The organism is Arthrobacter sp. DNA4, from assembly GCF_024362385.1.
Taxonomy (GTDB): domain Bacteria; phylum Actinomycetota; class Actinomycetes; order Actinomycetales; family Micrococcaceae; genus Arthrobacter.
The window spans coordinates 2,155,519-2,166,907 of sequence record NZ_CP101466.1 but is presented as its reverse complement, the minus strand read 5'-3'; the positions used below and the strand labels follow the sequence as shown (position 1 = coordinate 2,166,907).

Sequence of the window (11,389 nt, the reverse complement as noted above, 5' to 3'; positions counted from 1 at the left end):
GAAGATTCTGGTACCGGCGCCGATGATGCCTGGGACGCCACCGCGTCGTTTGGAGGCCCCGCGCCGTCTGGGTGAGAGCTTAGGGCCTGCGCGGGTGCAGCTTGGCGCCCGGCCCACTGAGAGCACCTCGGAAGATGTCAGCCGGGTCCGACCTGCGCTTCAGGGGCTAGACTCGGTATCCCGGGCGTCGTGAGTGAACATCCGGTTCTCTCCACCCGGCGGGCCTTCCGGCCACCGTCTTGGGCGTCGGTGCACGTTAAACGCGGTTCGGGCATGATCCCGATTGCTGTCCATTGTTCGTCAGGCGGGAAGGGCGGAATGACCAAACAGGACCGTACTGTCTTCCGGCAGGCGGCCAAGCCCCAGGCTGAGGGACTTTCGGCCGACGAGGTTGCCCTGCGCATCGACGGGCACTTGACCAACCTTGTCACCAATCCTTCCAGCCGAAGCGCCTGGGACATTATCCGCTCCAACGTCCTGACTCTTTTCAATGCGATTGTCGCCGCCAGCTTCCTGTTGCTCATGCTGCTTGGCCAATGGCGGGATGCACTGTTTGGATTCGCGGCCGTCAGCAACGCCCTGATCGGAGTGGTGCAGGAATACAAGGCCAAGAAGTCGCTCGATAACCTCGCCGTCCTGACGTCCCCGCGGGCCCGGGTGATCCGGGGCGGGGTTGTTCAGGAGATTGGCGTCGAGAGCGTCGTACTCGACGACATCCTGGTACTCCGCGCGGGAGACCAGGCCCCTGCGGACGCTGTCGTGATTGACGAAACCGGCCTGGAAGTGGATGAGTCACTTTTGACGGGTGAATCCGACGCGGTGCAAAAGGGCGTCGGCACTGAAGTTCTCTCCGGTTCCAGCATCGTTACCGGACAGGGCAGGGCCCGCGTTATCCGGGTAGGCGCGCAGTCCTACGCGAGCAGGCTGACTGCTGAAGCCAAGCGCTTCTCGCTGGTCCAATCTGAAATCCGTCAGGCTTTGAACCGGATCCTGCGATGGATCACATTCGCATTGGTGCCCATTATGGCCATCGTTATTAACGGTCAGATGCAGGGCCAGGGCGGCTGGCAGCAGGCCATCGCGACCGGAAGCTGGCAAACTGCCTCCATCGGCGCCGTGGCGAGCGTTATCGCCATGATTCCTTTGGGCCTGGTGCTTATGACCAGTGTTGCTTTCGCCGTGGGTGCGGTCAGGTTGGCGCGCCAAAAGGTGCTCATCCAGGAGCTGGCCGCGGTGGAGGGGCTGGCCCGGGTGGACGTGCTGTGCCTGGATAAGACCGGCACCCTCACCGCGGGCAGGATCGTTTTTGATTCGGCTCACGATTTCGGCGAACCCCCACCGCCGGGCTGGGAGCGAGTACTCGGCTGGTTCGGGGCAGATCCGAACGGCAACGCAACCGCCCGGTGCCTCCAAGCGGGCTTCCGGGATGACGGCACCCTGCTCCCTCTCTCCTCCGTCCCCTTTTCCTCCGCCAGGAAATGGAGTGCGGTCAGCTTCCCCTCCGGCACCTCTGTCGCCGGGACTTGGTTGTTGGGAGCACCGGAAATTGTCCTTGCCGCGGGTACCGCCGCCGCAGATCGTGCACTTGGCGCCGCATCCGTGCTCGCCGCCACTGGCTTAAGGACGCTGGTCCTGGCCCATTCAGGCGTGGCAGCTTCCGGGTTGGACGGGGACGAAGCAGCGCTTCCGCCCGTTCCTGCTCCCGTTGTTCTCCTGACCTTTCGGGAGAAAGTCCGCCCGGATGCAGCGCAGACCCTGTCGTACTTCTCGGACCAAGGCGTCAAAGTCAAGATCATTTCCGGAGACGATCCCCGAACGGTCGCCGCGGTTGCACGCGAAGTCGGCGTGGTATCCGACGGTGGATTCGACGCCCGTCAACTGCCGCAAGACCCGGAAGAACTGGCCGATATCATGGAGCGCCAAACCGTTTTCGGCAGGGTCACTCCAGCCCAGAAAAAGGAAATGGTCCAGGCGCTGCAAAGACGGGGACACGTCGTCGCCATGACCGGTGACGGCGTTAATGACGCGCTGGCGCTAAAGGAATCCGACCTGGGAATCGCCATGGATTCAGCCGCAGCTGCGACCAAGGCAGTTTCACAGCTGGTTTTGCTTGATGGCCGGTTCGACAGGCTTCCGAATGTTGTCGCGGAAGGCAGGAGGGTCATCGCCAATATCGAACGGGTTTCGATGCTGTTCCTCACCAAAACCGCCTATGCGGTCCTTCTCTCCGTTACCTTCGGGGCTCTGCTCTGGGGGTTTCCATTCCTGCCGCGGCAGCTCTCGGCAACGGACGGAATCACCATCGGGATCCCGGCTTTCTTCCTCGCCCTGATGCCCAATGCCACCCGCTACCAGGCCGGATTCCTGAAGCGCTCACTGTCCTTTGCCATACCCGCAGGCCTCATCATCTGCCTGGCCGTCTTAAGCATCAATGCCTTGTCCCTGGCAGGCGGTTACGGTACCGGCACCACGGTTCGGACCATGTCCGTGGTTGTGCTGACATTGATTGCCCTGTGGGTGCTGGTGGTCCTATCCCGGCCTCTGAATGTGTGGCGCGTGTTGATCATTGGTGCTATGTACGTTGCGCTTACGATCATTGTGACGGTGCCCCCTATCCAAGAATTCTTCGACCTCACTCCATTTGCCGGGGAACACCTTGCAGCTCCTGCTGCAATCGCGTTCCTGGGCTGCGTCGCCACTGAATTCTTGTTCCGCCACCACCGCCGACGCATGAAGGCCGTCCTGGCAGCTCCCTCTTAAGATCAGGTCGGGCCGCAGCACTCCCTGTCCAGGTCTACGCTGAGTCATGAGCCACCAACAGAAAACCTGGCACGACAAACACAAAGCCACGCTAAGCAGGGGACAACGCGCTGCTGACATCATGCGCAATGGGATGGGGAGCTGGCCCTTCGTTTCGGGCTTCATCGGCTTCATGCTCGTCTGGGCCGCCATTAATACCTGGGCGCTCGCCTCGAACGCGTGGGACCCATACCCATATATTCTCCTGAACCTTCTGCTTTCCATGCTGGCAGGTCTCCAAGGCGCAATTCTGCTCATCGCCGCGAAACGACAGGACGCGATCGCCGCGGCCATGGCCCAACACGATTACGACACCAACACCGAGGCCAAAGAAGAGATTGAACTCCTGATATCCATCAACCGCATCCAACTGGAAATCCTGCAGGAGCTGAAGAAGTCAGCGGCACACTAGCCTCAGGTCCGGCACCAGCACGTTGCCCACCGCCGTCAGATGGAGGAGCTCAAAGCCGGCTGGGGCAGGATGGCACTTATGCACGGTAATCCCTTCGACTCGTGGTCCGCCTTAGCGAGGGCCTAGTGAAGAGCCGTGCAATAAATGGGACCTTGGCGCGCGGCCAGCGACGCTTGTAGGGGCCGAAGTCACGCAATCAGCAGGCGGCCCTTGGACGTCATAGTGGCTGGAGCCTAGGATTTCTCTATTTTCCGTGGATAGTCTGGGAAGAAATGCCACCCCACGTGAGGGTCAGTGAGAATGTGGTCAAAGCAGATGCTGCGGTAATCGCCCGAAACAACGTCACCTTATTGGGCCGGGAGGACGGGCCTGTATTGATGTTTGCCCACGGCTTCGGCTGCGATCAGACCATGTGGCAGAAGCTGCTCCCCTACTTCATGAATTACTACCGGCTGGTGCTTTTTGACCATGTTGGCGCAGGACACTCCGACATCAGCGCCTATGACTGGGAGAAGTACGGGTCCCTGAACGGGTATGCGACGGATCTGCTGGAAATTTGCGCCGCCCTCGAACTTGAGGACGTCATCCTGGTCGGACATAGTGTCAGCACGATGATCGCCGTGGTCGCCGCAGCGCAGGAACCAACAAGGTTTTCGCACCTGATCCTGCTTGCTCCATCACCCCGTCATACCAACGACCCGTACGACGGCTATGTCGGCGGTTTCTCGCGGGAAGACATCGAGGGCCTGCTGGCATCTTTGGACAGCGATCTTTTTGCCTGGGCCGCGGCTCTAGCCCCCATCGTCATGGGCAACCCACAAGAGCCGGAATTAGCGGAGGACCTGCGGGCCAGCTTCTGCCGGACAACTCCGGCCATCGCACGGCACTTCGCCGAAGTAACTTTCTTCTCCGACACCCGGCCTGAACTTGGAAAACTGCACACCAACTGCCTTATTCTGCAATGCTCCAACGATCGCCTTGCCCCGCCCGAAGTGGGCGCCTACCTGCACAAGAACCTGGAACACAGCACCCTGGTGCAGCTTCAGGCCACCGGGCACTGCCCCCACATGAGCGCCCCGAAAGAAACTGCACAGGCGATATTGGACTACCTCGACACCCAATCGTGACAGGCCGCGGGGCGTCTGAAGGCCTAAACTGCGGAACTGTGTCCAGACTGTGGAGAAGGCGGTCTCGGCACTCGAAGGTGTGGCACCGGCATCTGTTGAGCTCGTCCGCGGCGGCCGTTCGCGTCTGGTTGTCAACGCTCAAGCCAACATTGCCGTTGTCCGTGAGGCAGTCACCTCCCCTGGCTACTCCGTTACCAGCAACTGAGCCGCCGGAACACCGCGCTTCCCCTGCAGCCAACCGCCCGGAAAGGGTCTCCCCTGCGTCCCTTATTGCCGGTGCACACGGCATTCCCGTATCCCCACGCCTCGTGAGTCGATACCCATTGCGTGCGGTGACGGCCGGTTCCAGTCGCTATGGGCCCCTCGCTACCCCAAATTATGCTCGGACGGTCGCGCATTACCTCACGTCCGATACCACCGCCACGTCACTGCTCTTTGCCGCCTACACCAGCGAACCCGCCCGGCTTTGTCAGCCCAAACCCCACGCCGGCAGAAGATCCACGCAACCGAAAACAAGGCCGCCAGAACTCCACTTATAGCTAGAACCAGCCCAAGCACTCAGCGCATTTGCGCGGAACCTAGATCAGTCATGCTGATTCCTTTCTCCAATAACTCTTCTTTAGTTCCTGCGTGCTGCTGCCGCTCCGATTCCTCAAAAGACGCCGTTCCATAGGTTCCGATTGCAACGCCCACTGTGGCAAGGGCTGCTCCTCCAGTAACCACCGTCGCTGCCGCTGCTGCCGCAACAGCGACGAACAAGTTGAACCCCGTTACACCCGCTGCCGAATACGTTCCTGCGTGACGAGACCTGTTGGGTCGGTGCTGTTGATTGGGTTGCAGGCAGCGTAAGAGTAGCGGTTTGTTCTTGTCCGGAGGGGTTGGGTTGGGTGAAGCGTCCGCGGTAGGGGTTGTAGCAGCGGGCACCGAATTTGATGCGGTTGCCGGTGGTGTCGTTGTTTCCGCCGGCCTATTGCCACGGGATGGTACCGGCTTGGGTTCCGGTGCTGGTGGTGGTCAGTCCCCAGGAGTCGTAGGCGTATACGGCCTCTTTCGCCTGGCTGCTGTCGGTGAGAAGGGTGAGTACTCAGCCATTGCCGATTACGCCCGACATGGGCGGATCCGGCACGGTAGCTACCTGGATATGGCTGACAAGGCGTACCTCGCGTGGCAGGCAGATACTCGGGCAGGAAAGTCGTCCATCCTCATCGGCGCCGACAATGAAACGGTCGGCTTGCTCAAGGAACGGGCGCAGGCGGACCGGGTTGCCCAGGGTGAAGTGGATCCCGAGCACACATTGCTTCTCAGCGATGGCCTACGAGCCGGTTCCGGTGACACGGTCATCGCCCGCGGAAATAACCGAAAGCTAGTCGACACTGACGGTAATTTCGTGAGCAATGGCACGCTGTTCGACGTCCAACAGATTATTCGTCGCGACGGCTCGCTGCTGGCTCGACGGCGGGACACCGGCGCGAGTGTCATACTCCCCGGAGCGTACCTGGAGTCATCGGTCGAGCTGGGCTATGCCACAACCGGAAGGCCACAGCCAAAGCCCATCCAGCTGCTGAATTTCCTGGGACTGCTGGTGCTGGGCTTGATTATTTTCACGTTCAACGCCATCTACCCGATCTCGGGCCTGGGCCTGTTCCTGCTTCCCGTCATTCCACTGGTCCGGTTGGCCCTTGGACCCGCGCAGGCGGCGCCGCCACTGCGCGGCTGATGATCGCATGCTGGGCCCGCGGAGTCCCCAGTCCGTCACTAAAGCCGCAGTTTGGTAACGGGGCGGTGTCCAGGCCTGGTGCCCTTGCCGCCCCGGAGCGATGGGCGGACACTTGACCTACCGAGTTATGCAGTCAGCCCAACGGTAGCCACCCAGAGCCGGGGCACCATGACCAACGCTGACCATAACCCAGCATCCATCCTTCCGCTCGTGCATCACGCGCTTCTTCAGACAGTCCCGTCATGAGCCCGGCCCAGATGGTGGCGCTGATCTTCGTTGTAGCCTTCGTGTGGATCGGCCTGACCCTGATTGTTCTCCTGACGCTGCGCCACCGCAGGAAAGGGTCCTCAGCGGTCGCCACGGCTCCCCCGTCCCCGGGGCTCACCAGCTATCGGCCACACAAGCCATGGCGACGGGTCCCGCCCGTAACAGGGCACAACCCGGTGCCGCGCCGCCGACTGAGGCCCCAGAGAATCCCCCGTCCGCACCAGCATTAGGAAGCAAGCATGGATACCGGGACCATCCTCAGCTACACGGTAAGCTACATTGCCGCAATGGGCGGGGTGTTCCTCCTCTACCTGCCGGTCATCGTTTTGCTCGTCGCACTGCTGATCTCTGGCGGGGTTCTGCAATTGCTGCTGCTGCCGTTCATCGCCCTGGTCAAAAGGCTCCGACACCAGCCCGCACCGGACATGGACGCCTCCTGGTTCCTTGACCGCAGGAGGTAGCCGACCCCTTCCTGAAACAAGCGAGCCCAACCTGTGGCCCATGCCATCCAGGCGGATACAAGGGGCATTTACCGGTACACAGGCGGCACCGGTTGTGGAATTACGCGGCCATGGGACTTCCCGAGGACCCGGACAGACCAATGGAGCGCCACCGTGCCCTGGCGCACGACTCCGATGAGGCGGAACGGCAACAGGCATACAGGCGCCGGCTGATTGAGTTCGTCCAGACCGCCCAGGCCCGCGACATCCATCCCCTGCCCCTGGAGACCTACAGCGGCCACCGGAGGTACCGCACTTCGGTCTTCGGCTGGGTCCTGTTTCCCGACAAAGGCCTGGCTGTCGGAACTGACGCGGAACTGTACCGGCTGCATCTGGAGGGCGGATTGACCCACGGTAAAGTGCCTGTTCGTGAGGAATGGATCCGCAGCTCCTACTGGCTCGGCTGGTCCTCCAGATGGGTCCCGCTAAACGAGCCTTGCAAGCACTGGGAACCCCCGAAAACATACGGAAACCGGGCGGTTCGAGGGCGGTAAGACTTGGTCCGCAGCCCAGAATGTGGACATTGTCCACACTCTTTTCTTTAGCTCTCACGGTAGGCTGTTCAGTCTGACGGAACGCCCGCTATTGGTCTCTGCAAATGTGATTAAGGGGGGACAACCCCTTGACAGCCCCTCCGGTAGGGCTGGCCTCACGGCCGAAGCACCTCTATTACGGTTCAGCGGCCTCAGATCTTCTGCTGCTCCACACGCCTGAACAGATAGATTCCGGCGACATGCCCCTTGGTGACCACGCCCTATCCAGTTGCCAGCACACGGTTAGTAGAAGTGGACCCGGTTTCCACGAAGACATAACCAGCGTGCTCAAGGTGCCAGCCAGGGGCTTCGATCTGACCCAGGGTCACAGCACTCGAAGCAGCCTGGACTGTGCGGTTCTCGGACGACCCGAACGAAGAGTGTGAACCGGCCAGCAAACTTACTTCCATCTCCAGGAGGCTGCCCAGCACATGCACACCATAAGTCGGGCAGAAAGATCCCAAAGGCTAGGCACCGCAATGATGCCGTGCCGTGCGTAGTGTTAGCCAGGTCTGGTCCTGGGGCACCCGGGAATACCCTCCCGGCCGCAGCTTTTGGCCCATTCGGCACGGCCATACGGGTGGGAGAGAGGCTCGTGAGGAGGTAGCGGCGCGGAGTGAGGCGCAGATTCCAGCGGCCTGAGCCGGGGAGGGAACCCTCTCCGATTTCAGGCAGTTTGGGCGGCTCCCGGAAGCGTCGCCTTTGGCCCAACCGTGACCGCATCCGCAGACTTCAGCTTCAGCTTGAGCGACTCCACCAGGACGTCCAAGGGCTGGGTGATGTCGCCCAGCACATGGGCCTCGTCCGCTTCCAGCTCCTCCAGCGCGGCGAACTGGGAGTCGAGCAGCGTGCGCGGCATGAACTCATGGGAACGGGCGTCCATCCTGGCGCCGATAGTGTCGGGAGTGCCAACCAAATGGATGAAGACAACATCCGGGGCGTAGCTGCGCAACAAGTCCCTGTACCGGCGCTTCAGTGCCGAACAGGCCACAATCGGCGGGACTCCCGCGCCGCTGGCGTCCTTCCCTGCAAGCAACTCCCCCACGCGGCCCAGCCATGGCTCCCGGTCCGTGTCCGTCAGCGGAACCCCAGCGGCCATCTTCTGCTTGTTGGCTGCGGGGTGGAAGTCGTCCCCGTCATAGAACGGCATCCCCAGTTGTTGGCCCAGCCAAGCCCCGACTGTGGACTTGCCGCACCCGGAAACGCCCATCACTACCAGTGGCGCCAGCTTCCCGCTCACTGGTCTCCCCCTGGTTCCCCGAAGCTGAGGAGGACTTTGCCGGAGGTTGTGGAGTCTTTGGCGATTTCGAAGGCGTACAACGCCTCCGCGAGGGGGTATTCGTGGGTGATGACGGGCTCGATGTGCAGGGACCCGTCGGCGAGGGCGGCGATGACGTTGTCGATCTCGTTGTTGAAGCGGAACGAGCCGAGCAGCTGCAGTTCGCGGGTGATCGCCAGCGAGATGGGCACCGGCTGCATGCCGGTAGGCAGCAGGCCGACCATGACTACGGTGCCGCCGCGCACCGCGCCGCGGATGGCCGAGGCCAGCCCGTGATGGTTGCCGGAGGATTCGATCACGACGTCGGCCTCCACGGCGGCGATGGCTTCGGTGTCCGCGGCGTTGATGACCTGGTCCGCGCCCACGGCCGTGGCGATTTCCAGCGGCTTGGGATGGAGGTCGACGGCGGTGATCCGGGCGGCGCCGGCGCGTTTGAGGACTGCGACGGTGAGGGCGCCGATGGGGCCGGAGCCGATGACCAGCGCGGTCTTGCCCTTGACGTCACCGGCGCGCGACACTGCGTGCCAGGCCACGGACGCGGGCTCGATAAGTGCCGCGGTGCGCAGGTCCACGCCCTTGGGCAGCGCCCGGAGCATCTGTACCGGCAGCGTCACGTAGCGGCTGAACGCCCCGTCCGTGTGCGGGTAGCGGGCCGCGCTGCCAAGGTACGTGCAGCCAGGGGACAGGTTCGGCCGGCCCGCCGGGTATTTTGCCGCGCCTGGGCCCGGGGTGGCGGGGTGGACGGCGACTGCGGTCCCGGCCTCCGGGCCGGTACCGTTGGCCGCGGCCCGGACCACGGTCCCGGAGATTTCGTGGCCCAGGACGAGCGGGGCCTTCAGGATGGACTCCCCGGCCGCGCCGTGCAGCCAGTAGTGCAGGTCCGAGCCGCAGATGCCGCCGTACCGGACCTCCACTACCGCCTCATCCGGGGCGGGTTGGGGCAGCGGGACCTCGTCGATGCGCAGGTCGCCGGCGGCATGGGCCACCAGGGCCGGGCCGGTTGCCGGGAGTTCCTCGGTGATTGAAGCCATCAGACCACCACCGTCATTCCGCCATCGATGAAGATGGTCTGCCCGTTCACGAAGTTGGAGCCGTCCGAGGCCAGCCACACCACGGGTCCGGCCAGATCCTCCACGGTGCCCCAGCGGTGCGCGGGTGTCCTGCCGAGGATCCAGGAGTTGAACTCCTCGTCATCCACCAGGTTCTGGGTCATTTCGGTGTGGATGTAGCCGGGAGCGACGGCGTTGATCTGCAGCCCTGAGGCGGCCCATTCTGCGGTCATGGCGCGGGTGAGATTGCGCAGTCCGCCTTTGGCCGCGATGTACGGGGCGATGGTGGGGCGGGCCAGGTCGGCCTGGACAGAGCAGATGTTGATGATCTTGCCGCGGCCCCGGGTGATCATGTGCCGGGCGGCTTCGCGGCCCACCAGGAAGGCGCTGGTGAGGTCCGTGGAGAGGACGCGTTCCCAGTCGGCCACATCGAGATCCAGCATGGGGACGCGGTGCTGGATCCCGGCATTGTTCACCAGGATCTCCAGCGGACCCACGTTCTCTTCGATCCAGCGGATGCTGCGGGCGGCGGCGCCGTCGTCGGTCACGTCGAAGGCAATGCTGTGGATCCGGCCCGGCGGAAAATCAGCCGCCATTGCCGCCGCGGCAGCCTTGAGCCGCTCCTCGCTGATGCCGTTCAGCACCACTGTTGCTCCGGCGTCGGCCAACGCCCGCGCAAGCGCCGAACCGATACCCCTGCTCGAACCCGTCACCAGGGCAACACGGCCCGTCAGGTCAAACAACGCGCTCATGCGAACGGCCCCTGCTGGACGAGGTTGGCGGGGGTTTCGCCGGCGGCGAGGGCCTCGAGCTGGCGCTTCAGGAGTTTGAGGATCCGTGGTTCGAAGGCTGAGGCATTACCGCCAATGTGAGGGGTGATGAGGGCGTTTTCCGCCGACCACAGCGGGTGGCCGGCGGGCAGCGGTTCGGGATCGACGACGTCGATGGCGCACTGCAGGCGGCCGGACGCCACTTCCCGGGTCAGGGCGTCCGTGTCCACCACGGCGCCGCGGCCCACATTCACCACGAGGGCGCCGTTTGGCAGGGCGGCCAGGACGTCCCGGCCCACCAGGTGGTGGGTCTTGTCGTTCAGCGGGAGGACGGAGACCAGGATGTCGTGGCCGGCGGCGAGGGCCACCAGTTCGTCCGGGCCGTGGACCTGCCCGTCGGCGTCCGTGCGGGCCGTGCTTCCCACCCGGGTCACGGTGACTTCGAAGGGCTCGAGACGGCGGGCCAGTTCCTTGCCGATCCCGCCGATGCCCAGCAGCAGGACCTTGCGGTCGGCCAGGGACTGGCGGCGCTGCGGCTTCCAGCTTTCAATCTGCTGGTCCTTGACGGCCTGGTCAATGCCGCGCAGCTTGGCCAGGATGAGCCCCACGGCCAGCTCGGCCGTGGCAGCTGCGTGGACGCCTGAGGCGTTTGCCACTGCGGCGCCCGGCCCCGCAGCCTCGCGGACGCCGTCGTACCCTGTTGACTGGGTCTGCACGAACTTAAGGTTCGGAACCTTGGCCAGGGAACCCATCACTGCCCCCGCGTCGATGTAGGGCAGGATGACGCCGTCGATGTCACCCAGTTCCTCCCGCGGTTCGTCCTTCATGTCCCACACCACGCCCCGCAGGCCTTCGGGGAGTGGTGAGAGGTCAGCCAGGAGCTGGGGTTCGGGGAAACTAACGGTTCGTACTAACTGCATCTTGAGGGCCTATCGG

General features: G+C 63.4%; 10 protein-coding genes. 6 read left to right on the top strand and 4 right to left on the bottom strand.

Annotated features, from left to right (window positions below; all coding sequences use genetic code 11):
* Window positions 1-318 precede the first annotated feature (318 nt).
* From NMQ03_RS09890 to NMQ03_RS09865, 6 genes are all read left to right on the top strand, one after another.
* A complete protein-coding gene (locus tag NMQ03_RS09890) occupies window positions 319-2,760 on the top strand; it encodes a cation-translocating P-type ATPase (RefSeq protein ID WP_255175428.1) in 2,442 nt (813 codons plus the stop codon).
* 46 nt (window positions 2,761-2,806) lie between these two features.
* On the top strand, window positions 2,807-3,211 hold the full coding sequence (locus NMQ03_RS09885; protein WP_255175427.1) for a DUF1003 domain-containing protein: 405 nt from the start codon (window positions 2,807-2,809) through the stop codon (window positions 3,209-3,211).
* A gap of 302 nt (window positions 3,212-3,513) precedes the next feature.
* The gene (locus tag NMQ03_RS09880) at window positions 3,514-4,338 is read left to right on the top strand and encodes an alpha/beta fold hydrolase (protein WP_255175426.1); all 825 of its coding nucleotides are present in this window, start codon (window positions 3,514-3,516) and stop codon (window positions 4,336-4,338) included.
* Between the two features lie 883 nt (window positions 4,339-5,221).
* Window positions 5,222-6,055, top strand: a complete 834-nt coding sequence (locus tag NMQ03_RS09875) for a hypothetical protein (RefSeq protein ID WP_255175425.1) — start codon at window positions 5,222-5,224, stop codon at window positions 6,053-6,055.
* A 506-nt stretch (window positions 6,056-6,561) separates the two neighbouring features.
* Window positions 6,562-6,783 (top strand): hypothetical protein, encoded by a 222-nt coding sequence (locus NMQ03_RS09870; protein ID WP_255175424.1) that lies wholly within the window; start codon window positions 6,562-6,564, stop codon window positions 6,781-6,783.
* Between the two features lie 110 nt (window positions 6,784-6,893).
* On the top strand, window positions 6,894-7,316 hold the full coding sequence (locus NMQ03_RS09865) for a hypothetical protein (RefSeq protein WP_255175423.1): 423 nt from the start codon (window positions 6,894-6,896) through the stop codon (window positions 7,314-7,316).
* Window positions 7,317-8,022: 706 nt separating this feature from the next.
* Here the strand turns inward: NMQ03_RS09865 and NMQ03_RS09860 are convergent.
* From NMQ03_RS09860 to NMQ03_RS09845, 4 genes are read right to left on the bottom strand one after another with little or no spacing between them, the layout of a single operon-like run.
* Window positions 8,023-8,595 carry a gluconokinase gene (locus NMQ03_RS09860; protein WP_255175422.1) on the bottom strand — a complete coding sequence of 191 codons (573 nt, stop codon included), beginning with the start codon at window positions 8,593-8,595 and terminating at the stop codon, window positions 8,023-8,025.
* Window positions 8,592-9,665, bottom strand: a complete 1,074-nt coding sequence (locus NMQ03_RS09855) for an L-idonate 5-dehydrogenase (RefSeq protein WP_255175421.1) — start codon at window positions 9,663-9,665, stop codon at window positions 8,592-8,594. The genes NMQ03_RS09860 and NMQ03_RS09855 overlap by 4 nt, the downstream gene beginning before the upstream one ends.
* Window positions 9,665-10,435 carry an SDR family oxidoreductase gene (locus tag NMQ03_RS09850; protein WP_255175420.1) on the bottom strand — a complete coding sequence of 257 codons (771 nt, stop codon included), beginning with the start codon at window positions 10,433-10,435 and terminating at the stop codon, window positions 9,665-9,667. Before NMQ03_RS09850 ends, NMQ03_RS09855 begins: the two co-directional genes overlap by 1 nt.
* Complete coding sequence (locus NMQ03_RS09845; protein WP_255175419.1) at window positions 10,432-11,373, bottom strand: 2-hydroxyacid dehydrogenase; 942 nt, start codon at window positions 11,371-11,373, stop codon at window positions 10,432-10,434. Before NMQ03_RS09845 ends, NMQ03_RS09850 begins: the two co-directional genes overlap by 4 nt.
* Window positions 11,374-11,389: the final 16 nt, after the last annotated feature.

Bases quoted from the DNA above. Each gene is read 5' to 3' on its own strand.
- NMQ03_RS09890 (WP_255175428.1), top strand. From the start codon at position 319: ATGACCAAACAGGACCGTACTGTCTTCCGGCAGGCGGCCAAGCCCCAG.
- NMQ03_RS09870 (WP_255175424.1), top strand. From the start codon at position 6,562: ATGGATACCGGGACCATCCTCAGCTACACGGTAAGCTACATTGCCGCA.
- NMQ03_RS09865 (WP_255175423.1), top strand. From the start codon at position 6,894: ATGGGACTTCCCGAGGACCCGGACAGACCAATGGAGCGCCACCGTGCC.
- NMQ03_RS09850 (WP_255175420.1), bottom strand. From the start codon at position 10,435: ATGAGCGCGTTGTTTGACCTGACGGGCCGTGTTGCCCTGGTGACGGGT.
- NMQ03_RS09855 (WP_255175421.1), bottom strand. From the start codon at position 9,665: ATGGCTTCAATCACCGAGGAACTCCCGGCAACCGGCCCGGCCCTGGTG.
- NMQ03_RS09845 (WP_255175419.1), bottom strand. From the start codon at position 11,373: ATGCAGTTAGTACGAACCGTTAGTTTCCCCGAACCCCAGCTCCTGGCT.
- NMQ03_RS09885 (WP_255175427.1), top strand. From the start codon at position 2,807: ATGAGCCACCAACAGAAAACCTGGCACGACAAACACAAAGCCACGCTA.